Origin of the sequence: Bradyrhizobium xenonodulans (genome assembly GCF_027594865.1) — a bacterium.
Taxonomy (GTDB): Bacteria; Pseudomonadota; Alphaproteobacteria; order Rhizobiales; family Xanthobacteraceae; genus Bradyrhizobium; species Bradyrhizobium xenonodulans.
The window spans coordinates 3,487,193-3,510,010 of the sequence record NZ_CP089391.1 but is presented as its reverse complement, the minus strand read 5'-3'; the positions used below and the strand labels follow the sequence as shown (position 1 = coordinate 3,510,010).

30 protein-coding genes are annotated in these 22,818 nt (G+C 65.3%); 16 read left to right on the top strand and 14 right to left on the bottom strand.

What is annotated here, in order from left to right; all coding sequences use genetic code 11:
• The first annotated feature begins 14 nt into the window (after window positions 1–14).
• Window positions 15–755 carry an SDR family oxidoreductase gene (locus tag I3J27_RS16260; protein WP_270171188.1) on the top strand — a complete coding sequence of 247 codons (741 nt, stop codon included), beginning with the start codon at window positions 15–17 and terminating at the stop codon, window positions 753–755.
• A 26-nt stretch (window positions 756–781) separates the two neighbouring features.
• Window positions 782–1,003 carry a tautomerase family protein gene (locus I3J27_RS16255; protein WP_270171186.1) on the top strand — a complete coding sequence of 74 codons (222 nt, stop codon included), beginning with the start codon at window positions 782–784 and terminating at the stop codon, window positions 1,001–1,003.
• On the opposite strand, the gene I3J27_RS16250 is transcribed toward I3J27_RS16255, so the two are convergent.
• A complete protein-coding gene (locus I3J27_RS16250; protein ID WP_270171184.1) occupies window positions 996–1,640 on the bottom strand; it encodes an O-methyltransferase in 645 nt (214 codons plus the stop codon). The two genes, I3J27_RS16255 and I3J27_RS16250, sit on opposite strands and share 8 nt — an antisense overlap.
• 23 nt (window positions 1,641–1,663) lie before the next feature.
• A complete protein-coding gene (locus tag I3J27_RS16245) occupies window positions 1,664–2,299 on the bottom strand; it encodes a PadR family transcriptional regulator (protein WP_270171183.1) in 636 nt (211 codons plus the stop codon).
• Window positions 2,300–2,452: 153 nt separating this feature from the next.
• Here I3J27_RS16245 and I3J27_RS16240 point away from each other — a divergent pair, with 153 nt between their 5' ends.
• From I3J27_RS16240 to I3J27_RS16225, 4 genes are read left to right on the top strand one after another with little or no spacing between them, the layout of a single operon-like run.
• Window positions 2,453–3,136, top strand: coding sequence for a GntR family transcriptional regulator (locus I3J27_RS16240; RefSeq protein ID WP_270171181.1), 684 nt, complete (start codon window positions 2,453–2,455; stop codon window positions 3,134–3,136).
• Window positions 3,133–4,383 carry a dicarboxylate/amino acid:cation symporter gene (locus tag I3J27_RS16235; protein ID WP_270171179.1) on the top strand — a complete coding sequence of 417 codons (1,251 nt, stop codon included), beginning with the start codon at window positions 3,133–3,135 and terminating at the stop codon, window positions 4,381–4,383. The genes I3J27_RS16240 and I3J27_RS16235 overlap by 4 nt, the downstream gene beginning before the upstream one ends.
• The gene (locus I3J27_RS16230; RefSeq protein WP_270171177.1) at window positions 4,383–5,414 is read left to right on the top strand and encodes a GntG family PLP-dependent aldolase; all 1,032 of its coding nucleotides are present in this window, start codon (window positions 4,383–4,385) and stop codon (window positions 5,412–5,414) included. The genes I3J27_RS16235 and I3J27_RS16230 overlap by 1 nt, the downstream gene beginning before the upstream one ends.
• A gap of 43 nt (window positions 5,415–5,457) precedes the next feature.
• Window positions 5,458–5,820: an MmcQ/YjbR family DNA-binding protein gene (locus I3J27_RS16225; RefSeq protein WP_270171171.1), complete on the top strand. Its 363-nt coding sequence runs from the start codon at window positions 5,458–5,460 to the stop codon at window positions 5,818–5,820.
• Between the two features lie 165 nt (window positions 5,821–5,985).
• Here the strand turns inward: I3J27_RS16225 and I3J27_RS16220 are convergent, their stop codons facing one another.
• Complete coding sequence (locus tag I3J27_RS16220) at window positions 5,986–6,501, bottom strand: MarR family winged helix-turn-helix transcriptional regulator (RefSeq protein ID WP_370691958.1); 516 nt, start codon at window positions 6,499–6,501, stop codon at window positions 5,986–5,988.
• Between the two features lie 102 nt (window positions 6,502–6,603).
• On the opposite strand from I3J27_RS16220, the gene I3J27_RS16215 reads away from it, so the two are divergent.
• From I3J27_RS16215 to I3J27_RS16205, 3 genes are all read left to right on the top strand, one after another.
• Window positions 6,604–7,005, top strand: coding sequence for an Ohr family peroxiredoxin (locus I3J27_RS16215; protein WP_270171168.1), 402 nt, complete (start codon window positions 6,604–6,606; stop codon window positions 7,003–7,005).
• Window positions 7,006–7,083: 78 nt separating this feature from the next.
• Window positions 7,084–7,497: a cupin domain-containing protein gene (locus I3J27_RS16210; RefSeq protein ID WP_270171166.1), complete on the top strand. Its 414-nt coding sequence runs from the start codon at window positions 7,084–7,086 to the stop codon at window positions 7,495–7,497.
• Window positions 7,498–7,549: 52 nt separating this feature from the next.
• Window positions 7,550–8,422 (top strand): bifunctional helix-turn-helix transcriptional regulator/GNAT family N-acetyltransferase, encoded by an 873-nt coding sequence (locus I3J27_RS16205; RefSeq protein WP_270171165.1) that lies wholly within the window; start codon window positions 7,550–7,552, stop codon window positions 8,420–8,422.
• Between the two features lie 16 nt (window positions 8,423–8,438).
• Here I3J27_RS16205 and I3J27_RS16200 read toward each other — a convergent pair whose 3' ends face one another.
• A complete protein-coding gene (locus tag I3J27_RS16200) occupies window positions 8,439–9,164 on the bottom strand; it encodes an SDR family oxidoreductase (protein ID WP_270171163.1) in 726 nt (241 codons plus the stop codon).
• A gap of 105 nt (window positions 9,165–9,269) precedes the next feature.
• Here I3J27_RS16200 and I3J27_RS16195 point away from each other — a divergent pair, with 105 nt between their 5' ends.
• Window positions 9,270–10,160 (top strand): LysR family transcriptional regulator, encoded by an 891-nt coding sequence (locus tag I3J27_RS16195; RefSeq protein ID WP_270171161.1) that lies wholly within the window; start codon window positions 9,270–9,272, stop codon window positions 10,158–10,160.
• 16 nt (window positions 10,161–10,176) lie between these two features.
• The gene (locus I3J27_RS16190) at window positions 10,177–10,563 is read left to right on the top strand and encodes an ester cyclase (protein WP_270171159.1); all 387 of its coding nucleotides are present in this window, start codon (window positions 10,177–10,179) and stop codon (window positions 10,561–10,563) included.
• On the opposite strand, the gene I3J27_RS16185 is transcribed toward I3J27_RS16190, so the two are convergent.
• Window positions 10,560–11,627: a DMT family transporter gene (locus tag I3J27_RS16185; RefSeq protein WP_270171157.1), complete on the bottom strand. Its 1,068-nt coding sequence runs from the start codon at window positions 11,625–11,627 to the stop codon at window positions 10,560–10,562. The genes I3J27_RS16190 and I3J27_RS16185 overlap by 4 nt on opposite strands.
• A gap of 16 nt (window positions 11,628–11,643) precedes the next feature.
• On the opposite strand from I3J27_RS16185, the gene I3J27_RS16180 reads away from it, so the two are divergent.
• Window positions 11,644–12,189 (top strand): CGNR zinc finger domain-containing protein, encoded by a 546-nt coding sequence (locus I3J27_RS16180; RefSeq protein WP_270171155.1) that lies wholly within the window; start codon window positions 11,644–11,646, stop codon window positions 12,187–12,189.
• 13 nt (window positions 12,190–12,202) lie between these two features.
• On the opposite strand, the gene I3J27_RS16175 is transcribed toward I3J27_RS16180, so the two are convergent.
• Complete coding sequence (locus I3J27_RS16175) at window positions 12,203–13,423, bottom strand: MFS transporter (protein WP_270171153.1); 1,221 nt, start codon at window positions 13,421–13,423, stop codon at window positions 12,203–12,205.
• A gap of 344 nt (window positions 13,424–13,767) precedes the next feature.
• On the opposite strand from I3J27_RS16175, the gene I3J27_RS16170 reads away from it, so the two are divergent.
• Entirely contained in the window at window positions 13,768–14,226 is a 459-nt protein-coding gene (locus tag I3J27_RS16170; RefSeq protein ID WP_270171151.1) for a cupin domain-containing protein, read from the top strand.
• Between the two features lie 16 nt (window positions 14,227–14,242).
• On the opposite strand, the gene I3J27_RS16165 is transcribed toward I3J27_RS16170, so the two are convergent.
• A complete protein-coding gene (locus tag I3J27_RS16165; RefSeq protein ID WP_270171149.1) occupies window positions 14,243–14,806 on the bottom strand; it encodes a DUF308 domain-containing protein in 564 nt (187 codons plus the stop codon).
• A 108-nt stretch (window positions 14,807–14,914) separates the two neighbouring features.
• Window positions 14,915–15,499, bottom strand: a complete 585-nt coding sequence (locus I3J27_RS16160) for a TetR/AcrR family transcriptional regulator (protein WP_270171147.1) — start codon at window positions 15,497–15,499, stop codon at window positions 14,915–14,917.
• A 77-nt stretch (window positions 15,500–15,576) separates the two neighbouring features.
• Between I3J27_RS16160 and I3J27_RS16155 the strand changes: the two genes are divergently transcribed.
• On the top strand, window positions 15,577–16,077 hold the full coding sequence (locus I3J27_RS16155) for a peptide deformylase (RefSeq protein WP_270171145.1): 501 nt from the start codon (window positions 15,577–15,579) through the stop codon (window positions 16,075–16,077).
• Here the strand turns inward: I3J27_RS16155 and I3J27_RS16150 are convergent.
• Window positions 16,043–16,867, bottom strand: a complete 825-nt coding sequence (locus I3J27_RS16150; protein ID WP_270171143.1) for an AraC family transcriptional regulator — start codon at window positions 16,865–16,867, stop codon at window positions 16,043–16,045. The two genes, I3J27_RS16155 and I3J27_RS16150, sit on opposite strands and share 35 nt — an antisense overlap.
• A 150-nt stretch (window positions 16,868–17,017) precedes the next feature.
• Between I3J27_RS16150 and I3J27_RS16145 the strand changes: the two genes are divergently transcribed.
• Window positions 17,018–18,553 (top strand): carboxylesterase/lipase family protein, encoded by a 1,536-nt coding sequence (locus I3J27_RS16145; protein ID WP_270171141.1) that lies wholly within the window; start codon window positions 17,018–17,020, stop codon window positions 18,551–18,553.
• 99 nt (window positions 18,554–18,652) lie between these two features.
• Here I3J27_RS16145 and I3J27_RS16140 read toward each other — a convergent pair whose 3' ends face one another.
• From I3J27_RS16140 to I3J27_RS16125, 4 genes are all read right to left on the bottom strand, one after another.
• Window positions 18,653–19,078 (bottom strand): putative quinol monooxygenase, encoded by a 426-nt coding sequence (locus I3J27_RS16140; protein WP_270171139.1) that lies wholly within the window; start codon window positions 19,076–19,078, stop codon window positions 18,653–18,655.
• A 16-nt stretch (window positions 19,079–19,094) separates the two neighbouring features.
• A complete protein-coding gene (locus tag I3J27_RS16135) occupies window positions 19,095–19,955 on the bottom strand; it encodes a VOC family protein (protein WP_270171136.1) in 861 nt (286 codons plus the stop codon).
• 292 nt (window positions 19,956–20,247) lie between these two features.
• Window positions 20,248–20,610, bottom strand: a complete 363-nt coding sequence (locus I3J27_RS16130; protein ID WP_270171133.1) for an ArsR/SmtB family transcription factor — start codon at window positions 20,608–20,610, stop codon at window positions 20,248–20,250.
• The gene (locus tag I3J27_RS16125; RefSeq protein WP_270171131.1) at window positions 20,610–21,272 is read right to left on the bottom strand and encodes an SRPBCC family protein; all 663 of its coding nucleotides are present in this window, start codon (window positions 21,270–21,272) and stop codon (window positions 20,610–20,612) included. The genes I3J27_RS16130 and I3J27_RS16125 overlap by 1 nt, the downstream gene beginning before the upstream one ends.
• Before the next feature lie 173 nt (window positions 21,273–21,445).
• On the opposite strand from I3J27_RS16125, the gene I3J27_RS16120 reads away from it, so the two are divergent.
• Window positions 21,446–21,796 (top strand): EutQ-related cupin domain-containing protein, encoded by a 351-nt coding sequence (locus tag I3J27_RS16120; RefSeq protein ID WP_270171129.1) that lies wholly within the window; start codon window positions 21,446–21,448, stop codon window positions 21,794–21,796.
• 71 nt (window positions 21,797–21,867) lie between these two features.
• Here the strand turns inward: I3J27_RS16120 and I3J27_RS16115 are convergent, their stop codons facing one another.
• On the bottom strand, window positions 21,868–22,746 hold the full coding sequence (locus I3J27_RS16115; RefSeq protein ID WP_270171126.1) for an AraC family transcriptional regulator: 879 nt from the start codon (window positions 22,744–22,746) through the stop codon (window positions 21,868–21,870).
• Between the last annotated feature and the right edge of the window lie 72 nt (window positions 22,747–22,818).

Here is a 22,818-nt window from a genome sequence, read left to right as displayed (position 1 = left end):
CGAGGAGGCCCATCATGACCAACCAACATCAACGTGCCGCCATCGTCACCGGCGGCTCCCGCGGCATCGGCGCAGCCATCGCCCGCCGGCTGGCACGGGACGGAATCGCGGTTGCGATCAACTATGCGAGCGGCCAGGCGGCCGCCGGCGCGCTCGTCGCCGAGATCGAGGCCGCCGGCGGACGCGCCCTCGCCGTTCAGGCCGATCTCGCCGATCCGACAACGCCGGCCCGGTTGTTCGATGCGGCCGAGCAGGCCTTCGGCGGCGTCGACATCCTCGTCAACAATGCCGGCGTGATGGAGCTCGGACCCCTCGCCGAGGTGACCGACGAAGCCTTCGCGCGGCAGACATCGATCAACCTCGACGGCGTATTCCGATCGTTGCGGGAAGCTGCACGCCGGCTCCACGACGGCGGCCGCATCGTCAGCTTCTCGTCCAGCGTCATCGGCCTCTATCAGCCCGGCTACGGCGTCTATGCGGCGACCAAGGCCGCGGTGGAAGCCATGACCCACATCCTCGCCAAGGAACTCGGCAGCCGGCGCATCACCGTCAACGCGGTCGCGCCCGGGCCGGTCGAGACCCGGCTCTTCCTCGCGGGCAAGAGCGAGCAGCAGGTGCGCGCGATCGCCGGCATGAACCCGTTCGGCCGGCTCGGGCAGCCCGACGATATCGCCGGAATCGTCGCCTTCCTCGCCGGAGATGACAGCGGCTGGGTCAACGGCCAGATCGTCCGCGCCAATGGTGGCGTGGTCTGAAGCACCCTTACACGGAGAGAACCATCATGCCTTTCGCCAACATCAAGATCCCGCAGGCCGCGCTGTCGCGCACACAGAAGGCGGAGATCGTGCATCGCCTCACCGCGCTGTTCGTCGACTATTTCGGCGAAGGGGCGCGGCCGCACACGATGGTGCTGATCGAGGAAGTCGGCGACGGCGGCTATGGCCGCGCCGACGAGGTGTTCGTCGTTCCCGAGGCGTATCGCGCCAGGGACGCGGTCACCTGACCTTGAGGCTGAGCTCGGTGCCGCCCTTGAGCGGCAGCGTCATCGAGACGAAGCCGTTGTTGGAATCGCGGATGAAATCGAGATAGTCCGGCTCGGCGTTGTCATTCATGACATAGCCGCCGACGCGCAGCTGCGGCGCGACGATCTCGATCACCTCGCGGGCCAGCGACGGCTCCTCCTCGCGCGGCCAGCCGTCGATCAGGACGAAATCGACGGGCCCGCCGAGATCGCGCAACGTCTGTCGCGCATCGCCCTCGCGGATCTCGGCGTAGTCGGCAAGGCCTGCGTCCGTGAGGTTGCGCCTCGCGGTCTCGACCTTGGCCGGCACGATCTCCGAGCCGATCACCGTGCCGCCGCCATTGTCCCGGATGGCCGCCGCGAAATAGAACGTGGACATGCCGACCGAGGTTGCGAACTCGGCCACGCGCGTCGCGCGCAGGCCGCGACACAAGAGATAGATCAGCTCGCCCTGCTCCGGATGGATCGAAAAACCCTGCTCGGCATAGGCGTGCGGATCGCGGCTGTTGAAGCCGCCGCGCGGGCCGCCGCCGGACGGACGCTGCCGCGCGCCTTGCAGGCGCGCGATGACGGCGTTGACGCGCGCGTCCTGAATGGGACTGTGGATCCGATCGCTCATGGATTGCCTCACTTGCCAGTCCGTTACTTGCCGAGGATTTCCGCGGCGGCGCGGTCCAGGATCGCAGCGATGCGGCGCGCCTCTGCGGCGTCACCGCCGTGCCTGGAGCGCAGCGCGCGCTTCAGATTGTGGCGCGCACGATGCAATTCGTCGGACGCATCCGCATCGAGATCGCCGACGCCGGCAAAGGCTTCGCGCACCTCGTCCATGCGGCGACCGATCCGCGACAGCGCTTGCAGGATCGCATCTGCGGTCGCGCGGTTCTCGGCAAGATGCGCCTCACCCTGCGCCGTGATGCTGTAGAGCTTGCGGCCGCCATCCTGCGCGACGCTGCTGTGGCCGACCTCTTCGAGATAGGTCAGCGCCGGATAGATCACGCCGGGGCTCGGCGTGTAGAAGCCGTCGGAGCGTTCCTCGATGATCTTGATCAGCTCGTAGCCGTGCGCCGGTTTTTCGGCGAGCAGCGCCAGGATCACCAGTTGGAGGTCCTGCGATGACAGCCGCCTTGCGCCGGGAAAGTCGCCGCCCGGGCCGCCGCCGAAGAAGCCATGCCCGCCACGGCCGAAGCGATGCCGCCCGCCGTGCCGGCCCATGGCGAAAGCAAACTGGAATTCCCGATCGTCCCGGCCATGCCGGCCATGATGCTTATCTCGAAACATATCTTACGTCTCCGCTGTCAGATATATCGTAAGATACGTTTTGAGATACAATCTGCAAGGCACGAGTCCGTGATTTCGCCTCACGCCCTCTTTCACCAGCAAAATCAGCGCGTAGGCTTGACACTCCTCTGACATGCCGCTGGTATGTCAGTTATGACCACGACCTCTCTGGACCGCGACCGCGCCTATGCCCTGCTCCGCGATCTCGTCATGTCAGGCGAGTTCGCCCCCGACGAGCCGCTGTCCGAGCGCAGCCTGTCGAGCCGGCTCGCGCTCGGCCGGACCCCGGTCCGCGAGGCGCTGAAGGCGCTCGCCCAGGACGGCCTCCTCACCATCCATCCGATGCGCGGCACCTTCGTGCGGCAGATGTCGTTCGACGATCTGCGCGAGATCCATGAATTGCGGCTCGCGCTCGAAGGCATGGCGGCCTATCTCGCCGCGACGCGCGGGCCGACAGCGCCGCTGCGACACTGCGCGGAGGAGCTGCGCCGGATCCAGTCAGGCGCGACGCTCGATGTCGAAGAGGCGCAGCAGGTCGGCTGGGCCTTCCACGATGAGCTGTTTCGCGCGACCGGCAACGGCCGGCTGGCGCAATCCTACGACAATCTGCGCGCGCAGAGCGGCCTCGCTCTCCAGAAGATGCGGCAATACAGCATCGAGCGCACGCGCCAGGCCGTCGGCGAGCACCTCGATATCTACGCAGCCATTGAAGCGCACGATCCCGATGCCGCGCAGCATCGCATGTGGCGGCACCTCTCATCCGCATTCGAGGCGCGCCTCACCGCGCTCGGCGCCATCCGCACGCAATATCCGGGACAAGGAGACCGCCATTCATGATCCGGCCGCTGCTCAGATTGCCGCTCGTATTCCAGATGCTAATCGGCCTTGCCGCCGGCCTCTGTGTCGGCCTGCTCTGGCCGGATGTCGGCGCGAGCCTGCGCCCGATCGGCACCGCCTTCGTCGAGGCGGTGAAGATGATCGTCATTCCCGTGGTGTTCGCGGCCGTCACGCTCGGCCTCTACCGGATGGGGAGCGAGCTGAAGATTCTCGGGCGCGTCGCTGCGATCAGCCTCGGCTATTTCTACCTTGCGACCGTGATTTCGATCCTGATCGGCTTGCTCCTCAACGCCGCCTTCCATCCCGGCGCCGGCGCGCCGCTGGCGGCTACCGGCAAGGTGCCGCAGAACCTTGCGGTCACGGTCGACTGGATCAAGTTCTTCATGGACATGATTCCCTCGAACATCGTCGCCGCGATGGCCGAGCAGAGGATCCTGCCGACGCTCGTCTTCGCCATTCTGTTCGGCCTCGCCCTGGCCTCGGTCGGCAAGGTCGGCGAGCCCATGGTTGCCGTGCTCGAAGCGGTGATGGCGGCGATGTTCAAGATCACCAAATGGATCACCTCGCTGGCGCCGATTGCGATCTTCGCGGTGATGGCGTGGCTGTTCGCGACGCAAGGCCTCGCCACCGTGCTCGCGCTCGCAAAACTCGTCGGCGTGATGTATCTCGGCCTCGCCATCATGGTGGTGATCTTCTGGCTGATGCTGCTTGCGATCGGCGAGAAGCCGATTGCCGTCACGAAAGCGGTGATGGAGCCGATGATCCTCGCCTTCTCCACCCGCTCCTCGGAAGTGACCTTGCCGCTGCACATGGAGAAGCTGCGGGCGATGGGCGCCTCGGAGCGCATCGTCTCGGTGGTGCTGCCGCTCGGCTACGCCTTCAACCGGGACGGCGCCATCATGTATTTCGCGCTGGCCGTCACCTTCCTCGCGGAGGCCTATGGCGTGACGCTGACCTGGTCGACCCTGTTCACCATCGTCATGGTCACCACCATCGCGAGCAAGGGCAGCGCCAACGTTCCCTCCGGAGGCCTCGTCGCCATCGCCATGGTGCTGTCGGCGATCGGGCTGCCGATCGAGGCGCTCGCGATCATCGCCGGCGTCGACGCTTTCCTCGACATGGGCCGTACCGCGATCAACGTGTTCGGCAATACGGTCGCGGTGAAGCTGGTCGAACGGTTTGCGGGCGACGTGGCCGCCGACGAGGCGCAGCCTGTGACAACGGGCCTGCAAGTGCAGGACGCCTGATGAGCGCCGAGCAACCCCATGTCGATCTGCGCAGCGACACCGTCACGCTGCCGACGGCGGCGATGCTGGAGCGCATGCAGCGCGCCCCGCTCGGCGACGACGGCCGCGAAGGCGATCCGACCGTCCGCGAGCTCGAGGCGCGCGGCGCCGCGTTGACCGGCAAGGCGGCCGCCCTATTCGTGCCGAGCGGCACGATGGGAAATCTGCTGGCGATGCTCGTCCATGCCGAGCGCGGCAAGGATGTGTTCGCGGATAGCGGCGCGCATCTGCTCAATTCCGAGCTCGGCAGCGTCGTAGAGATCGCAGGGCTGGTGCCGACGCCGATGCCGGGCCGTCGCGGCGCGATGGACGAAGCGGCGCTCGAAGAAGCGATCCGCACCTCGGGCCAGCCCGGCCTGATTGCGATGGAGACGACGCATAATGGCGCCGGCGGCACCGTGCTGCCCCTCGCCCATATGATGCGAATTCATGCGCTCGGACAGGCCAACGGATTTGCCGTGCATCTCGACGGCGCCCGCCTCTTCAACGCTTCGGTTGCGCTCGACGTATCGGCGGCACGGATCGCCGAGCACGCCGACAGCGTGATGGTCTGCCTGTCCAAGGGCCTGAGCGCGCCGGTCGGCAGCCTGCTCTGCGGGAGCCAGGCGTTCATTGCAAAGGCGCGGGCCTTGCGAAAGCTCGTCGGCGGCACCATGCGCCAGTCCGGCATCGTCGCGGCCGCCGGCCTCGTCGCGCTGGAGACCATGATCGCGCGCCTCTCCGAGGATCATGCGGCGGCAAAACGGCTCGCCGCCGCCTTGAGCTGGCTCGACCCCGCGCTCGCCGATCCCGACCACGTGCAGACCAACATCCTGCGCATCGACGTCTCCGCGAGCGCGCGCGAGGCCGCAGCATGGGCCGAGGGCGTGAAGCGCCGCGGCATCCTGGTGCAGGCCAGCGGTCCCTCGCAGCTCCGGCTCGTCACCCATCGCCACATCGACGAGGCCGCGGTGGACCGCACCATTGCCGCGTTCGCAGCGCTCGGCCGCTAGCATGCGCATTGCACGCCGCACGTAGCGTGCTATCGCTGGCGTCATGACTCCAAGGAGCTTCGAGACCCGCTGTCTGCGCCTGCCCGCCGTCACCAAGGTGGTTCAGTGGGAGGGCACCTCCGTGTTCAAGGTCGGCGGCAAGATGTTCGCGCTCGGCGGCGGCTTTGCGGCGCGCTCCGGCGGCTACATGTTCAAGGTCTCGAACATGGCCTATGCGATGCTGATCGAGCACGGCATCGCGCGGCCGGCACCCTATCTGGCGCGCGCCAAATGGGTACAGCTCGTCGGAAACGACGCGTTGTCGGATTCCGAGCTCGCTACCTATCTGGCGCAGGCCCATGCGTTGATCGTGGCCAAACTGACGCGGAAGACGCGCAAGGAACTTGGGCTCGCACCGCCGGCATGACGGTCTCCGCGTGCAGCACTCAGCTTGCTCGCGGCGACATTGAGATTCCCCGATATACTGCCGGTTCTGGATTCGATTTAGAAGATCGGGCCGCCGACCAGGATATCAAGCTGATCCGGTCCGAAACCCAGGCCATCGACGAGCGGAGAAGCGGCGCGTCCGGGATCAGCGGTTTTTCGTGCCGTCGGCGTTCGTCGCGCGCAACAGATTGTCGCGCAGTGTGCTTACCGTCTTCTGCACCACCGGAAAATCGTCGCCGAGGCCGGTGGCCTCGATCAGGGATCCACTGAGATCCTGTTCGATCAGCTTGCGCCCCGCAGGCATCAGGCTCACCCGCACCTGTCGCTCGTCCGCGGGATCGCGCTGGCGCCTGATGAAGCCCATCTGCTCGAGCTTCTTCAGGATCGGCGTCAGCGTGTTGGATTCCAGGAACAGCTTCTCGCCGAGCGCGCTGACGGTCAGGACGTCCTCGTCCGACAGCGCCACCATGGCGATGTATTGGGTGTAGGTCAGCCCGACCTTGTCCAGCAGCGGCTTATAAGCCCGGCCGAAGGCGAGATTGGCCGAATAGATCGCAAAGCACAGGAAATTCGACAGTTTCCGGCCTTTGCCGGCGGTTTTGGGGGAACGGGCCACGGGAACCTCCGCAATTCGTGATCTGCCAATCCATATAAATCGCATCCGATTAAATCGGAAGAGCTTGACCACCGGAGATGGCGGCTCTATTTCACATCGCATCCGATTAGATCGGACACGATCTTAATCCAACGAAGGGATACGACCATGACCACCGCTGCAACGCTCCTCTTCTCCGGCAAGACCCACGTCACCTCCGGCCACGACGGCGCCGCGCGCTCGGGCGACGGCTCGCTCGACATCAAGCTGGCCCAGCCGCACCCGGCCGCCGAAAATCTGTTCGCCGCCGCCTGGTCGGCCTGCTACCTCGGCGCGCTCGGGCTTGCCGCCGCCCAGCGCAAGATCAAGCTGCCGAGTGAGCCGTCGGTCGAGACCACGATCGATCTGAACAACGCGGGCGGCGCCTTCTTCCTGCGCGCCCGTCTCGACGTCAGCGTCCCCGGCATCGATCGCGCGATTGCGCAGGAATTGATCGAAGCCGCACACGGCATCTGCCCCTATTCCAAGGCGGTGCACGGCAACATCGAGGTGACCACCACCCTCGCCTGAAACGCCACGACGCGGACCGGCCGGAGACCGGCCGGGCTCGCGCGGCGCTGACCATCGAGCGATCACAAGGAGCCGATCATGAGCTACCGACTTTTGCGACCCCTGCGCGTGCTGGCGAGCGCAGCCGTGCTCGCCGCCAATCTCGTCACCCTGCCCGCTGCGGCGCAGCCGGCCGGCGTCACGCGCACCGACCTCCAGCGCCACGATCTCAGTGCGCCCGGGCACGAAGCCGTGCAGGTGCGCGTCGACCTCGCCCCCGGCGCGGCGTTCGGCCGGCACACCCATCCGGGCGAAGAGATCATCTACGTGCTGGCGGGCGCCATCGAATATGACGTCGAAGGCAAGCCGCCGGTGACGCTGAAGGCCGGCGACGTGCTGTTCGTTCCGGCCGGAACGGTGCATGCGGCGAAGAATGTCGGCAACGACACGGCAAGCGAGCTTGCGACCTATATCGTCGAGAAGGACAAGGCGCTGCTCACGCTGGCGAAGTGAGAAACACTGCCGCCATTGACCCGGGAATAATATCTGACTAAAGTCCGACATCATGCTCGACCCCGTTTCCCGCGTTCGCCGCTTCAATCGCGCCGTCACCTCCGCCGTCGGCGCGCTCGATAATTCATTCCTCGGACGCGGCCGGCCGCTGGGTGCCGCGCGTGTGCTCAATGCGATCGGACAGGGCCGCTCGGACGTGGCCGATATCCGCGACTATCTCGGCCTGGATTCCGGGCTGATGAGCCGGCTGCTCCGCAGCCTCGAGGACGAAGGGCTGATCGAAACCACCGCGCATGCCGACGATGCACGCCGTCGCGTTGCCACGCTGACGCGCACCGGCCGGCGCGAGTTCGCGGCCTATGAGGCGCTGTCAAACAAGCAGGCCGAGGGGTTCCTCGCGCAACATTCGCAAGCCGAGGCGCTGCTGGCGGCGATGGATCTGATCGCCTCCGCATTGACGCGCGAGCGCATCTCGCTGGACGAGATGGATCCGCGCAGCGACGAGGCACGCTATTGCCTCGGCGAATATTACGCCGAGCTCGGCCGCCGCTTCAAACAGGGTTTTGACGTGTCGCTGTCGCGCGACCCCAACGCCAAGGACATGCGCCGGCCGCGCGGCACGTTCATCGTTGCGATGTCGGACACGCTGCCGATCGGCTGCGTCGGGTTGAAGGGAACCGATCACGGCTACGCCGAGATCAAGCGTCTCTGGGTCGCTCCCGCCGCGCGCGGATTGCGGCTCGGCCAGCGCCTGATGGACACGGCCGAAGATGCTGGGCGCGAGCTCGGCATCGCACTGCTGCGGCTCGACACCAACAGCGCGCTCGCCGAGGCCGGCCAGCTCTACCGCAAGACGGGGTGGAGGGAAATTCCGCGGTTCAACGACGATCCCTACCCGGACCTGTTTTTCGAGAAACGCATCTGATGCGAATGGGGTCTCGTCACGTCGTCCGGGTCGGGCGCACGACGATCTCGTTGACGTCGACATCATCGGGCTGCTCGATGGCGAAGCGCACCGCGCGGGCGATGGCATCCGGCCGCAGCGCAATCGCACGATAGGTCTTCATTGCCGCGGCCGCCACGGGATCGGTGATGGTGTCGGCGAGCTCGCTCTCGACCACGCCGGGGTGGACGCAGGTGACGCGGATGTTGTCGTGCTCCTGGCGCAGGCCATCCGAAATCGCTCGTACCGCATATTTGCTCGCGCAGTAAACCGCCGCTGTCGGCACCACGCTCAGCGCACCGATCGAGGCGATGTTGATGACCTGACCCGAACCGCGCGCCGCCATCTCCGGCAGCACGGCCGCGATGCCGTAGAGCACGCCCTTGATGTTGACGTCGACCATCCGGTCCCACTCCTCGACCTTCAGCGAGGCCATCAGCGACAGCGGCATCACGCCGGCATTGTTGACGATGACGTCGACACGGCCCCAGGCGCCGCGCGCGGCGTCCGCAAAGGCGGCAACACTGGCGCGGTCGGTGACGTCGAGCGGATGCGCGAGCGCCGTTCCGCCTGCCGCATTCAGTTCGGCCGCGAGCGCCTTCAGTCGATCGGCGCGCCGTGCGCCCAGCAGGACTTTCGCGCCGGCCGCGGCCAGCTCGCGCGCGATGCCCGCGCCAATGCCGCTGGAGGCACCGGTGATGAGAATGACTTTGTCGATCGGCATGAAGCTCTTTCCCGTCGCGTTCGAAGTGATGACGGGAAGATGGACCGGCGCCGCTGTCATGATAAGACGACAATACCTAACCACACTGACAAGTTGCGCTAACCGATGGAACCTGACCTCAACGCCCTCGCCGTCTTTGCGCTGGTCGCCGAAGAGCGGAATTTTCGTGCCGCCGCGGACCGTCTCGGCGTCACCCGCTCGGCGGTGAGCCAGACGATCCGGCGGCTGGAGGAAACCCTCGGCATCGCGCTGGTCCAGCGCACGACGCGCAGCGTCAGCCTGACCGAGGCCGGCGAGCGGCTTCATGCGGAGGTCGCCCCTGCCATCGCCGACATGCGCGCCGCCCTCGATAGCACCGAGGCGTTGCGCGGGCGGCCGCGCGGACTTTTGCGGCTCGCGGTCTCCTCCATTGCCGAGCATTTTCTGTCGGGCCCGTTTCTGGCGGCCTTCACGGCAACCAATCCGGAGGTGCAGCTCGACATCACCGTGACCGACGCGGAATTCGACATCGTCGCCGCGGGCTACGACGCCGGCGTCCGCCTCGGCGAAGTCATCGAGCAGGACATGGTCGCGGTGCCGATCGCCGGCGACGAACGCCAGCTCGCGGTCTGCGCGCCTGATTTCCGCGACCGTTTTGGCGTCCCCTCGCACCCGTCCGAGCTCGCCTCCTTTCGCTGCATCGGCTGGCGCCCGGCGCCGAACGCCCCGCCCTATCGCTGGGAGTTTGCGGATAGCGGCAAGGAGTTCAGCGTCGCGGTCGCACCTGAGATCACCACCAACGACATGGCACTGATGATCAAGCTGGCGGTGGCCGGCGCCGGCATCACCTTCGGCATGGAGGCGAGCTTTCGTCCAGCGTTTGCGCGCGGCGAGTTGGTGCCGATCCTGGAAGACTATTGCCCCGCCTTTGCCGGCTTCTATCTCTACTACCCGAGCCGCCGCAATGTTGCACCGAAGCTGCGCGCGCTGATCGAGCATCTGCGGCGGCGCGGGTAAGCCGGAGGACCCTGCCGTGACCAGAGACGACCTTGCCAGTTTCTACCGCGACTACATCGCCTGCCTGAACCGGCAGGATTGGCCGGCGCTCGGGCAGTTCGTGCATGATGACGTCGCCCACAACGCGCGGCCATTCGGGCTGACGGGCTATCGCGCGATGCTGGAGCGGGATTTTCGCGAGATTCCGGATCTGCGCTTCAACATCGAACTGCTGATAAGCGATCCACCCCGCATCGCGGTCCGGCTCAAATTCGATTGCAAGCCGGTCGGGACATTCCTGGGGCTTGCCGTCAACGGCAAGCGCGTGTCATTCTGCGAGAACGTGTTCTACGAGTTCAGCGACGGAAAGATCCAGCAGGTATGGTCCGTCGTCGACAAGGCCACGATCGAGGCGCAGCTTTAGCCCTCGGATAGCTGCACCGACCATGATCTGTTCGCCCTCCCTTGTGATTTGCTTCGCGCGAGAAGCAGACCTGCAACGGAAGCAATGACCAGGGCGGCCCCGGCCAGCATCCACAGCGACGGCGTCTCGCCGAGAAACGCCCAGCCGAGCAGCACCGCAATAATCGGATTGACGAAAGTGTAGGTCGAAACCAGCGTGGACGGCACCTGCTTGAGCAGCCAGATATAGGCTGCGAAGGCGACGACGGTGCCCATCAAGGTCAGGTAGGTCCAGCCTGCAATCGATGCGGCCGATATGCTGGACAGATGCAGCCCGCCGAGCTCGCCGCGCGCCGCGCCAATCGCCAGCAACACCACGCCGCCGGCGAGCAGCTCCAGGCCGGACAGCGCGACAGGCGAGGAGGTTCCGGAATGGCGCTCGGACACGAATGTCCCGGCGGCCCAGGACAGTGCTGCGCCAAGCAGCAGAAGGACGTCGCTCGCGCGCAGCCCGTCCCTGCCGGCGGACGCTTCATGGGACGCAATCAGCGCAACCCCCGCGACACCGGGAATGAGGAACGCCACGGTCTTCCAGTTTGGCCGCTCGCTGCCGGGAAAGATGACCTGCAACAGCACGATCCAGAGCGGAATGGTTGCGAGCAGCACCGCAGCAAGCCCCGAATGCACCCGCTGCTGGGCGTAGGCCAGCACGCCGTGGCATCCGACGAAGAAAAGCACGCCGCAGATCATGGCGACGAGGCAGGTCTTCCGCGGCGGCGAGGATGCGCCGGCCGCGCGTGCGGCGCCGAACAGGATGGCGCCGCCCATCAAGCAGCGCGCCGCCATCAGCGTGAATGGCGGCAGGGATTGCAGGGCAAGCGCGAGCGCAAGATAGGTCGAGCCCCAGACGAGGTAGATGGCGGCAAACGCCGAGACGATCGCCAAATGCACACTTGAAGGCGGCATAATCAGCTCATAACCTGTTATATGGTTAGACAAACCTTGCAGGTGCCGTTTGCGTTCCCAACAAACTGACAGGTCCCGCGAGAAGGAGGGCGGCGAAGAGCTGGCGATCCGTTTCGTCAACACGGCGGCTTGGCGGTTGCGCGATCCCTCCGAGGAACGGCTTGCCGACGCCGGCGCATTGCTGACGTGGCTCGGAGGAAGCGGGGTTGGAAGTGCGCGCGATCTGAAACGAATCCGGTCGGCGTGGCGGGCCGACGTCGCACGCTGCGAGGCGGCGTATTGCGAAGCGATCACTCTGCGCGAGGCGATCTACGAGATTCTCGTCGCCCGGATAAGACGCCGCGCGCCTCCCCGCGAGGCCCTCGAGGCCTTCAACCGGATGCTTGCCCGGACGATGCCGGCGGCGGCGCTCGCATGGGATTCCGGTGACGTCACATGGAACCTGCGACCCGAGGGCGACGGCCTCGACTGGCTCAAGCCGATCATCATTTCGGCGGCCGCGCTGATGACAGGGCCGCGGGCGCATCGCGTGAAGCAATGCGAGGATGACCGCGGATGCGGTTGGCTCTTTGTCGACGAAAGCCGCGCACAAAACCGGCGATGGTGCGCGATGGGCGATTGCGGAAACCGCGCCAAGGCGCACCGGCACTATCAGAGGGCACGGCAGAACGAGCGCGGCTGACGAGCCCCCTGCTTCACGCCGCCGCCGGCACCACCTCACCCCGCGGCTTCGCGAACGGCCGGAAGTTCATCGCCATCAGGAACGCACCCAGGCCCATCGCCCAGGAGAGGATGTAGAGCCAGGCGTAGCTGGAGAAGGCGTCGTAGATCAGGCCGCCGGCGAGCGGACCGGTGGCCATGCCGAGGCTGCCGGCCATCGCGGTGCCGCCGATCACCGTGCCCATCATGCGCAGCGGAAAGTTTTCACGCACCAGCACCGCGTAGAGCGGCATGGTGCCGGCGTAGATGAAGCCGAAGACGGCGCCGACCGCGTAGAACGTCGCGAGCTGGTGCGCGAAGGCATAGGCGAGTGCGCCGAACGCCTGGAGCAGCAGGCCCGTCACCAGCACGCGCTTGGCGCCGAAGCGGTCACCCATCAGGCCGAAGGCGATGCGCCCGCCCATCCCGGCAAAACCCTCAATGCTGTAGATCGTCACCGCCGCGACCAGCGGAATGCCGCAGCTCACGGCATAGGAGACGGTGTGGATGATCGGGCCGGAATGGGTGGCGCAGCAGAAGAAATTGGTGGCAAGCAGGATCATGAATTGCGGCGAGCGCAGCGCCTCGCCCATCGACATCTCGCCCTGCGCGGCGCCCTCGCCCGTTGGTGCGGCCACGGCGTGTGCAAGCGCCGGCGGACGGCGTACCACGAACGAGACCGGAATCATGATGGCGCCGACCACCAGCGCCACGATCTGCATCGAGGTGCGCCAGTCATGGCCGGAGACGAGCCAGGCCGCGAGCGGCGCCATCGTCATCGGCGCCATGCCCATGCCGGCCGAGACCAGCGAGACGGCGAGGCTGCGATGGGTGTCGAACCAGCCGGTAACCGTCGCCATCATCGGGGCGAAGATCGCCGCACAGGAGGCGCCGACCAAGAGGCCGAACAGGAACTGGAACGCGAGCAGCGAGGTGGCGTGGCTGGCCGCGAACAGGCTCAGCGACAGCACGGTCGATCCCGTCAGCACCACCGGCAGCGGCCCGAGCCTATCCGTCAGCGTGCCCCAGGCCATGCTGGTGAAGGCCATTGCCAGAAAGCCGATCGTCATCGCGCTGGAAATGCCGGTCACCGACCAGCCGGTATCCTTTGCGATCGGCTGCAGGAACACCGGCAGCGAAAACATGCCGCCGATCGCGACGCAGCCGAGCAGGCCGCCGGCGGCGACGATCACCCAGCGATAGGAGGAAGTGTTCATGTTGGTCTCCCGTCAGGTCTGTCTCACTTGGAAGACGAATGGGAACAGCGCCGGCCGACAGTGCGGCGTCATTTTTGCCGCACCCTTTTGGAACCTGCCAACAAAAAAGTCGAAAACAACCCCATGCACAGTAGCCGGCCTCTGCGACATCAATGACTTACGATGCCGGCGACGTGCGATGCGGGAACCCGATTTGACACGTCGGGCAAAACACCGGCACGATGAGCATCGTCCCGCTCATCAGCTCCCGTCGACCTCGCGCCACGCGGTTGCGGCCATGTCTGTGGCCGCGTTCGGCGTCCGCCGCGAAGAGCCGCCCCACAGCGAATTCCAGGGAAGCATCCATGCCGAAGATCGACATCGCGGCCGTGCCAGCCCGCAAAGGCTCCGGCTACCCGGCGCCCTTCAACGCGCCTTGCGCCGAGCGTATCCGGCAGCGGCTCGGCGATGCCGGGGAACTGGCTGATTTCGGCGTCAACCTGATGCGCCTGCCGCCGGGCGGCTGGTCGAGCCAGCGGCACTGGCATTCGCATGAAGATGAGTTCGTCCATGTGCTCGAAGGCGAAGTGACGCTGATCGAGGACGGCGGCGAAACCGTGCTGCACGCGGGCGATTGCGCCGCATTCCCGAAGGCAAGCGGCAACGGCCATCACATGATCAACCGATCAAATGCAATGGCCGTCTATCTCGAAATCGGCTCGCGCTCACCCGACGATCTCATCACCTGCTCCGACGTCGACATGATGAGCCCGGCGTCCGACGGCCGTTTCCTGCACAAGGACGGCACGCCCTATCCGGCGTGACGTCGGCGGCGCCGCCTTACAGGGCTGCACTCTGACGCCATGCGCTGACGGTGAGCCAGACCGCCGAGACCAGGAAGTAGATCGCACCCACCGCGGCATAGCCCGCGACATTCGCGATCGTTGGGGACATCGGCGTCGTGGCCTGAAAGATGAAGAAGCCGCCTGCGAGCGCCGACTGGCCACCGCTGAGCACCATGGCCCATTGCGCGCCAAAACTCCTCCAGCGCCGGATGGCCGTGCCGAGCTGGAGCAACCCCGACAGGATCGCCCACGCACCGAAGATCCCGAGCACCCAGTTCATGCTCGCCTGCAAGGCCAGGAGGACCGCGATGGTGGTCGCCAGACTGACCAGCACATTGAAGCCCTGCGTGCGGTTCTGATTCAGGCCGCCGCTGCGGAGCGTGTCGAGATAATTGGCGGCGGCGTCCCACGCCGGATAGGCGACGAGCAAGGTTGCTGCGATCGCCGCCGACGACGGCGCGAGGGTAAAGGCCGCAATGACCCAGGCGACGGAAAACGCGGCCCGAAGGAAATAGTACTGCTTCAGCCATTGCGCATGGTCGGCAGTGTCCGAAGTCATCTCACGATCTCTCATTGTCTGTTCCTTACCTACTAGTTGGTAGATTTCGTATGAAGCGAAAAAGCGCCCCGCCCGTCCGATCGATTGCATCGGCGCCAATCTCGTCCTTCAGTGCCTGGTGGAAAGCCGATCCAGCAGCGGCCGGGTAATGATCGCGAAGGTTTTTGGATCGCCATAGGCGCGCGCCGACAGCATCGCGCCGTGAACGGTTGCCATGAATCCCTCCGCCTCGACCCGCGCGATGCTGGAGAGCTGGAGCCGCCCCTGCCGCTTGCCGCGCTCCATGACGGACGTCAGCCAGGCCGCCAGAGATTTGAAATGCGCCCGGACTTCGAGCGCCACCTCCTCCGGCAGAATCGGAAGCTCGCTGGCAAGAAGCGCGCACACGCAAAACGGAGCCGTCGCATCCTTGATGCACGCTTCCCAATACGCGACATAGCTTTTGAGCTGATCGCCGGGGTCCGTGACATTGCGCTCGAGCGCGGCCAGTCCTGCCTCGGCCTCCGCGCGGTAGCGCGACACGAGGGTGCGGACCAGATCGACCTTGCTGGCGAAATGGTGGTGAATGCTCGGCTTGCGGATGCCGACCACGTCGGCGACGTCGGCATAGCTGAAGCCGTTGTAGCCGCCCGCGATGATCAGGGTGCGGGCGCAGGCCAGGATGTCGTCGGCGGTCGAGGAAACGTTGGACATGGCAGCTTAACTACCTTCCAGTTGGTAGGACGTCAAGAACAGGTGCTTCAACCCTCCGTGAGTGGTACCAGCCCGGCATGACCATTCGCCCGATCGTCCGCTACCCCGACCGCCGGCTCGCGATGCCGGCCCGCCCCGTCACCACCTTCGACGACGCCTTGCGCGAGCTCGCGGCGGATTTGCTCGACACGATGCGCGCCGCGCCGGGCATCGGCATCACGGCGCCGCATATCGGCGTGTCGCTGCGCGTCGTCGTGCTCGAGCTCGACGCCAAGGCGGGTGCGCAGACCTACGTCAATCCGCAAGTCGAATGGGCCTCGTCCGAGATGATCCTGCACAAGGAAGGCAGCGTCTCGATGCCTGATGTCAACGACGAGGTCCAGCGCCACGCCCGCGTGCGGATCAGCTATCAGGATTTGGACGGCAACATGCAAAGCGAGGAGTCCGACGGTTTGCGCGCCGTCTGCCACCAGCACGAGATCGACCAGCTCGACGGCCTATTCTGGATCCAGCGGCTGTCGCGGCTGAAGCGGGAGCGGCTGATCAAGAAGTTCGAGAAGATGTCGCGGAATTCGTAGGGGGATCCTGTGCGATACTGGCGAGATATTTCGCCGGCGGCTTCCCGAGCGCCTTCTTGAACATGGTGATGAAGGCCGCGACGGAGTCATAGCCGAGGTCCGCCGAAACCTGCTGCACGCTTGCGCCGGAGGTGAGCTCCCGGATGGCGACGATCAGGTGCAATTGCTGGCGCCAGCGCCCGAAGCTAAGCCCCGTCTCCCTGACGATGAGACGCGCGAGGCTGCTCTCGCTCAACGCAACGCGTTTGGCCCATTCGGCCAGCGTCCTGCGGTCGGAAGGATCTTCTGCGAGCGCCTTGGCAATCCGCTTCAATCGTGGCTCCGGCGAGAGCGGTAGATGCAACTGCTGAACCGGCATGCGAGGTAGTTCGCGCAAGAGCACTGTCGCCAGCAGATCCCTCCTCGCCCCGTCGTCAGCGGCCTGATCGGACAAGTCGACGATCAATTCGCGCAGCAGCGGCGAGATCGACAATGTGCAGCATCGATCCGGCAGTTCGATCATCTCCGGCTCGATGTAGACGAAGAACAGCCGCGCATTGGCGGTCGCGAGGTTGCTGTGCTTCATGCCGCCCGGCACCCACACCGCACAATGCGGCGGCACCATCCAGAGGCCGCTCGGAACGCGACATGTGACGCCGCCGCCCAGCGCGAAGATCAGCTGCCCCTTGCGGTGCTGATGATCGGGCACCTCTGCCCTGGTCCCGGTGACATCGACGCGCACGGCGATAACGGGCGCGGAGCGATCGTCGACATCGAGATTGGACCAGGGAAAGCGAAGGGGCTGCCGCATAAACCTTTGTCTTGAGGCTGACTGTTTTTAGTCATTGATTGGCTGAATATCTAAATTCAGGAGACGCCGAAGTCCATAGGCTCGCACCGAACCTGCCCGGCCGGCGGCCGGGTGCTCACGCGATCAAGGGACACAATCATGCATGGCGTCATGACCTCGAAAGCAGCCGAGCTTGGACGTGAGGTCCGCACCCAGGCAGGTGCCGTGCACGGCCACAGGGATGCGAACGGCGTTCTTGCGTTCAAAGGGATCCCGTACGCGGCGCCGCCGGTCGGGCCCCTGCGCTGGTGCGCACCAAGGCCGCCGGCGCCGTGGGATGGCGTGCGCGATGCGCTCGCCTTCGGCGCGGGCAGTCTGTCGGCACTCGAAAACGACCATCGGCCGGGACCGCGCGACGAGGACTGTCTTTATCTCAATGTCTGGACTGCCGCACGGCGTACCGACGAGAGGCGGCCCGTAATGGTGTGGATTCACGGCGGCGGCTTTCAGTTCGGCTCTTCGGCCAACCCCGCAACCGATGGCGCCGCGTTGGCCGCCAAGGGTGTCGTCGTCGTCAGCTTCAATTACCGCCTCGGCATCCTCGGCTTTTTCGCCCATCCCTATCTCGACACGGAAGCGCCGTCAGGCAATTACGGCTTGCAGGACCAACTGATGGCGCTGCGTTGGGTCAAGGCCAACATCGCGGGCTTTGGCGGCGATCCCGATAACGTCACATTGTTCGGCGAGTCCGCCGGGGCCATGGCCGTCGGCATCCTGATGGCTTCGCCGCTCGCACGGGGATTGTTTCATAAAGCCATCGGACAGAGCGGCGCGTTCTGGGATGGCAGACACGGGCCACTCCAGACTTTCGAGGAAGCCCGGGCGCGAGGTCGCACCTTCGCCCGACAGCAAGGCAATGCGTCGATCGCGGAATTGCGCACCATGCCGGCCGACCGCCTGAATGCCGCCGCGCCGTGGAGCTTCAAGACCAGCCCCGTCGTTGCGGCATTTTCACCAAGCATCGATCATCAATTGGTGCCCGACGTGCCCGCCCGGCGTTTCCTGCGCGGCGAACAGATGCACATCCCGTTGCTGGCGGGCTGGAATGCCGCGGAGGAATTCCCTTTTCCAGCACAATCACTTCCCCATCAGTCCGCCCTCACCTTTCTCGCCGCGGCCGAGCGGATGTTCAGCCGGGAGCGCATGGCCGATTTCCTGAAGGTCTATCCTGCAGCGACCGACGCGGAGGCCAGGACGTCGGCGGCCGCGCTCACCGGCGACACCGTCATCGGCGAGCAGTGCTGGCAGTGGCTTCGGCTGCATCGACGCGCGGGACGCGCGCCGGTCTATGGCTACTTCTTCAATTATACATCGCCCTACACGCCGATCGCCTCGCACGTCACCGAAATCCCGTTCGTGTTCGGAACACTGACGCCGCAACAGATCGTCGGCAGCACGGCGCCGCCGGCCGAACAGGACCGCGCGCTGGCGGGAACGATGATGGACTATTGGGTGAACTTCGCGACACGCGGCGATCCGAACGGACCTGGCGTGCCGCTCTGGCCCGCTTATGACGAGAACGACGTCGTGCAGATCATCGGCAACACGATCGAAGCCCGCCCCAATCCGCAAGCCGCTCGCTTCCGCTTCCTCGACCGTTTCAGGCAGGACGGCGTCCTGCCGATGCGCTGGCGCGAATTGCCGTGAGCGGTAACCCGCGCGCACCCATGACCGCAACATAGTGGCGCACTTCGCCGGGCGGACAGCACGTCGCGCCGCCGCCGGCTGATCCACCGACTCAAGGCATCACCGCGCGGCGTGGGTCAGCACTTCCATGCGCATCACCTTGACCCCGCCATCCGCTAGATCCGGCAGCTTGGCGAACCATTGCTTGACGTACGGAGTGGCGTTATGGGCGTCGAAGTCGGCCAGACTGGCGAAGACCTCGTAGAAGATGAAATGCCCCGGCACCTCGCGATCCTCCTGAAGGAAATAGACAAGGTTCTTGGGATCGCTCCGGACCAGCGCGACCAGCGGCAGGGTGGCGGCGCGCAGGTCCGCCTCCTTGCCCGGCTTGGCCCGAACCTCGGCCACGATCGAGTAGGCCCCGTCGGGGATTTGCGCGTAGCGGATCCCCGCAGATTCCTGAGCCACCGCCCGCGGCGCCCAGGTGAGGAGCACAGCCACGGCGAACACGCCGCACGACAACGCAACAGCAATTCTGTATCGCATTCCGATCTCCACCGGATTACTGCGCGCTGCCGACCGTGCGACGTCGTGCCGAAAGCGCATCGGCAAAGCGCTGCTTGACCGGACCAAGCGCCTTCACGAACTCGAGTTGCTCGCCCTCGGGCCCCTTGCAATAGATGAGCTCCCAGCCATCCGACGGGGCGACCGTCACCTTGTTGGTATGGGTGTTTTCGGGCGCCGCCCGGCGCTGTTCTTCCGTCGAGACCCGGATCGTGCGGTTGGCGCGCACCTGGGTCATGCCGCGGCGTGCGGACTCGGCTTCGAGATCGGTGATGAACTTGTTGAAATCGACATCGTCACGGACGTAGAAGCAGATGTGCATCATCCGTGGGAAGGCCGGACTCATATTGTGGACCGGCTCTGCAAAGGAGTGCGGACTGCCCATCGGCTGGTCTGAATCGCGATATTGCAGAAGCTCGATGACGACGTTGTCAAACTGGACGAAGCGCACGTCGAGCCGCTGCGCGCCGCCACGCAAATCGGGCACGCCGATGGTGCGCGGGTTGACCGCCAGCTCGTGAGCGCGGATCTCCTGATCCGCGAGCAGCGTGTTCTGGACGGCGTCGCCCTGGAAGTCACCGTGACGAAACACCTCCGTCCCACCAAGCACCTGGGTGTAGAATTCGAAAGCGCGCTCCATATTCTGCACCGTCAGCCCGAAGTGCTGGACACCCTGCAGCCGTCCACCGAGGTGTCCGGTGTTGCGGGCGGCGGCAGACGTCGGGTCGGCGCCCTGCGCAGATGCAGGCGTGACGAGTGCACCGCTTGATGCGGCGAGCCCGATCGCCATCGCGGCGCCGGTCGTGCGAAGCATGTCGCGGCGGCTCGAATCCTCGGGGTCGTCCTTTATCTCGCTCATGAATCTTCTCCTGCTAATCGTCGCGGCGTCCATCGTGATCGCCAAGAGGTGTCGAGCCGTCCTCATAGATCTGTTGAAACAAACCTTGATGGACGCGCCGGCGGAGTTCAACCGCAAGTGCCGGAATCGTTTCGCAATAGAACGAAAATGAGCATGGAATGTTTTGCGCGCCGTCTGTCGCACGGGATCGTGCCGGTTCGACGATCGCGACTGAACGCAAGGATCTGACGAAGGGTCTGACAAGATGTCGCGGTGACCGCGACGTCTTGTCTCTTTCGCCACTTGCCTTCTCTCAGGCCCTCTTCCCGCTCCGCTTGGTGATCGGCGCGTTGCGGCGCTCGCGTTTGCCACGCGCGATCTCGGTCGCCAGTGCATCCAGCTTCGGCTCCCAGAAATTTCTGAACTGGCCGATCCATGCATCCACCGCCCGAAGCCCGGCCACGTCGACCGAATAGAGCCGTCTCTGCGCCTCCGCCCGAACCGTTGCAAAGCCGCTCTCGCGCAGCACCTTGAGGTGCTGCGACACGGCCGCCTGCGTGATCCCGAACTCGGCCCCGATCGCTTCGACAACCTCACCGGACGCCATTTCGCCCGGCGCGAGCAGCTCGAGGATGCGACGGCGCACGGGATCGGCGAGGACGTCGAAGACGTGCATCAGCTTCCCGTGCCCGGATGTGCGATGTCAGGCGGCATCTCGCCGCGATAGAACGCGATGGTGCGGTCCGAGCGCTGCTTCGCCGTGTCGGGATCGACCCCGCTCGCGACATGCGCTGCGCGCCAATACTCGCCGCTTCTCGTCATGAAGTCCTTGCCCGCTGGAGAGACCATCCATGCCTCGGCCGTCTCATGGTCGACCGACGCCCCGGTCGCAAGATATCGCTCGAGTCCCGCAATGGCGAGGTCCCAGCCGATCCCCACCGCGCCGGGCCCGAACTGATTCCAGTGATCCTCGACGATCGCGGTGTGCTCCAGCGTCAGGCGCGCCTGGCTTCGTTCTGCCGTCAGCTTGACATCGATCCAGCTCACGGCGCTGCCGAATTCCCACGTCGCCGCGAAATGGGCCGGCCGCGTGCACGCCGTGATGGTGCCGCCTGCATTGCCCTTGAGCTGGTACCTTCCGCCAAGCTGGAGATCTCCCTCGACCGGCAAAAACCAGCGCGGAATCCGCTCCTTGCTGGTCACTGCGTCCCAGAGATCGTCGACGCTGGTGTCGTAGAGCCGCGTCAGCGTGACCGCACTGGCGGGCTTCCCGTCTTTCTCGAAATTCTTCACCGAACGCGTAACGAGCCCTAAAACCCTGGCGACATCGATCTCCATTGCGCTCCTCCGTGTCGTTGGCTGCAGGTACGAATATCGGCCTGAACTAATATAAGTCAATCCTTATATTTTCAAGCTGCGTCAAACCGCCTCGCAGGGCGAGATGAACAAAGAAGCTGCTGAAGCGTCGGTCCTCCACGCCGCCGGACCCTGGCGCAAGACGGAAGGATTTCATGAAAGTTCGCAAATTCGCCATCGCCGACGCCTCGTTCGAGCGTTCGCCGGGACAGGACGGCGAGATTTTCGCCGGCAATGTGATCGACCAGCGTCACGGCGGACCTGTTACCATCGGCTTCGGCCGCTACGCGCCAGACCAGAGCCTCGACGAAAAGCTTGCGGTCGACGACGTCATGCTCGTGCTGGAAGGAAAGCTCTCGGTCACGAGTGAAGGAAGCACCGTCACCGCGGGTCCGGGCGAGATCGTCTACATGCCGAAGGGCGAGACGGTCACCATCCGCTCGCACGAGCAAGGCGCCGTCACCGCCTACGTCACCTACCCGCATTGGCAGGAGGAGCATGGCTGAGGCATGAATTGCGGTGGTAGATAGCGGCCTATCCGGTTCTATCGAAAGGGACAAGCCGCCGTCAGACGACGCTATTTCAGCGGCAGAAAAACCTCGGCGACCGTCTCATGCTCCGGCACCTCCGGGAAGAAGCTCAGCCGCTGGCAATAGATCGGGAAATCTCGCGCTTCCTCGCCACTGGCCGGAAGCCAGTCGCGATAAAGATAGAGCGCCGCGGGCTCCAGATTGTCGGTGTAGCCGACGACGCGCAGCACGGCGCAGCGTCCGCCGGGGATTTCTCCAGCCTTGATGTCTTCGCCGTTCGCCTCGATCGGCTGGTCGGTCCCGACACAGAGGTCCGTGCTGTAATCGGCAGGCGATTCAGGACGCCGCTCGGAACGCCAGACATTGAAGGTCGGGCTGTTCCTGGGATGCAGGCCGCGGGCCTTGCGCCACGCGATGAACCGCTGAATGGTGGCGCCCAACGTCGCAGGGCTCCCCCGATGCTCCATGATCGCCACCCGTGTGGTGGGCACTTCGCGGATCGTCACGTCATCAGCCGTAAAAGTCCTCATGAGCTTGCTCCTTGCGATATCGAGAGGCCCGAAGGCCGCAAGCCACGGCTCCCAGTCGGGAGATTTCTGGAACGATGACGGCGATTGCCCGAACCGTTGCCGAAAGGCGCGGGCGAAGGCATCGGGTGCGTCGTAACCGGCATCCATCGCAATCTCTGTGACGCTTTGGGCGTCGGCAAAGGCCAGCCGATAGGAAGCACGCTTCATGCGGGCGAGTTGGACATAGCGATGCACAGACAGCCCAAAGGTCGCCGTGAACTGCCGGTGGAAATGAAATTTCGAGAAGGCCGCAACGCCGCTCAACGTATCCAGATCCAGATCCTCGTCGAGATGCCGGTCGATATGATCCAGCACCCGTCGCATCCGGGCCTGATAGTGTTGCAGTGCCGCCGTCATCGTCCCTCCTCCGTGGCGGCTCCAGTTAGCCGCTGATGGCCATGGCGTGCTCGACCGATCTTGCGGTTTGGC

Bases quoted from the DNA above. Each gene is read 5' to 3' on its own strand.
- I3J27_RS16260 (WP_270171188.1), top strand. From the start codon at position 15: ATGACCAACCAACATCAACGTGCCGCCATCGTCACCGGCGGCTCCCGC.
- I3J27_RS16255 (WP_270171186.1), top strand. From the start codon at position 782: ATGCCTTTCGCCAACATCAAGATCCCGCAGGCCGCGCTGTCGCGCACA.
- I3J27_RS16250 (WP_270171184.1), bottom strand. From the start codon at position 1,640: ATGAGCGATCGGATCCACAGTCCCATTCAGGACGCGCGCGTCAACGCC.
- I3J27_RS16245 (WP_270171183.1), bottom strand. From the start codon at position 2,299: ATGTTTCGAGATAAGCATCATGGCCGGCATGGCCGGGACGATCGGGAA.
- I3J27_RS16240 (WP_270171181.1), top strand. From the start codon at position 2,453: ATGACCACGACCTCTCTGGACCGCGACCGCGCCTATGCCCTGCTCCGC.
- I3J27_RS16235 (WP_270171179.1), top strand. From the start codon at position 3,133: ATGATCCGGCCGCTGCTCAGATTGCCGCTCGTATTCCAGATGCTAATC.
- I3J27_RS16230 (WP_270171177.1), top strand. From the start codon at position 4,383: ATGAGCGCCGAGCAACCCCATGTCGATCTGCGCAGCGACACCGTCACG.
- I3J27_RS16225 (WP_270171171.1), top strand. From the start codon at position 5,458: ATGACTCCAAGGAGCTTCGAGACCCGCTGTCTGCGCCTGCCCGCCGTC.
- I3J27_RS16220 (WP_370691958.1), bottom strand. From the start codon at position 6,501: ATGCGATTTATATGGATTGGCAGATCACGAATTGCGGAGGTTCCCGTG.
- I3J27_RS16215 (WP_270171168.1), top strand. From the start codon at position 6,604: ATGACCACCGCTGCAACGCTCCTCTTCTCCGGCAAGACCCACGTCACC.
- I3J27_RS16210 (WP_270171166.1), top strand. From the start codon at position 7,084: ATGAGCTACCGACTTTTGCGACCCCTGCGCGTGCTGGCGAGCGCAGCC.
- I3J27_RS16205 (WP_270171165.1), top strand. From the start codon at position 7,550: ATGCTCGACCCCGTTTCCCGCGTTCGCCGCTTCAATCGCGCCGTCACC.
- I3J27_RS16200 (WP_270171163.1), bottom strand. From the start codon at position 9,164: ATGCCGATCGACAAAGTCATTCTCATCACCGGTGCCTCCAGCGGCATT.
- I3J27_RS16195 (WP_270171161.1), top strand. From the start codon at position 9,270: ATGGAACCTGACCTCAACGCCCTCGCCGTCTTTGCGCTGGTCGCCGAA.
- I3J27_RS16175 (WP_270171153.1), bottom strand. From the start codon at position 13,423: ATGAACACTTCCTCCTATCGCTGGGTGATCGTCGCCGCCGGCGGCCTG.
- I3J27_RS16170 (WP_270171151.1), top strand. From the start codon at position 13,768: ATGCCGAAGATCGACATCGCGGCCGTGCCAGCCCGCAAAGGCTCCGGC.
- I3J27_RS16165 (WP_270171149.1), bottom strand. From the start codon at position 14,806: ATGACTTCGGACACTGCCGACCATGCGCAATGGCTGAAGCAGTACTAT.
- I3J27_RS16160 (WP_270171147.1), bottom strand. From the start codon at position 15,499: ATGTCCAACGTTTCCTCGACCGCCGACGACATCCTGGCCTGCGCCCGC.
- I3J27_RS16155 (WP_270171145.1), top strand. From the start codon at position 15,577: ATGACCATTCGCCCGATCGTCCGCTACCCCGACCGCCGGCTCGCGATG.
- I3J27_RS16150 (WP_270171143.1), bottom strand. From the start codon at position 16,867: ATGCGGCAGCCCCTTCGCTTTCCCTGGTCCAATCTCGATGTCGACGAT.
- I3J27_RS16145 (WP_270171141.1), top strand. From the start codon at position 17,018: ATGACCTCGAAAGCAGCCGAGCTTGGACGTGAGGTCCGCACCCAGGCA.
- I3J27_RS16140 (WP_270171139.1), bottom strand. From the start codon at position 19,078: ATGCGATACAGAATTGCTGTTGCGTTGTCGTGCGGCGTGTTCGCCGTG.
- I3J27_RS16135 (WP_270171136.1), bottom strand. From the start codon at position 19,955: ATGAGCGAGATAAAGGACGACCCCGAGGATTCGAGCCGCCGCGACATG.
- I3J27_RS16130 (WP_270171133.1), bottom strand. From the start codon at position 20,610: ATGCACGTCTTCGACGTCCTCGCCGATCCCGTGCGCCGTCGCATCCTC.
- I3J27_RS16125 (WP_270171131.1), bottom strand. From the start codon at position 21,272: ATGGAGATCGATGTCGCCAGGGTTTTAGGGCTCGTTACGCGTTCGGTG.
- I3J27_RS16120 (WP_270171129.1), top strand. From the start codon at position 21,446: ATGAAAGTTCGCAAATTCGCCATCGCCGACGCCTCGTTCGAGCGTTCG.
- I3J27_RS16115 (WP_270171126.1), bottom strand. From the start codon at position 22,746: ATGACGGCGGCACTGCAACACTATCAGGCCCGGATGCGACGGGTGCTG.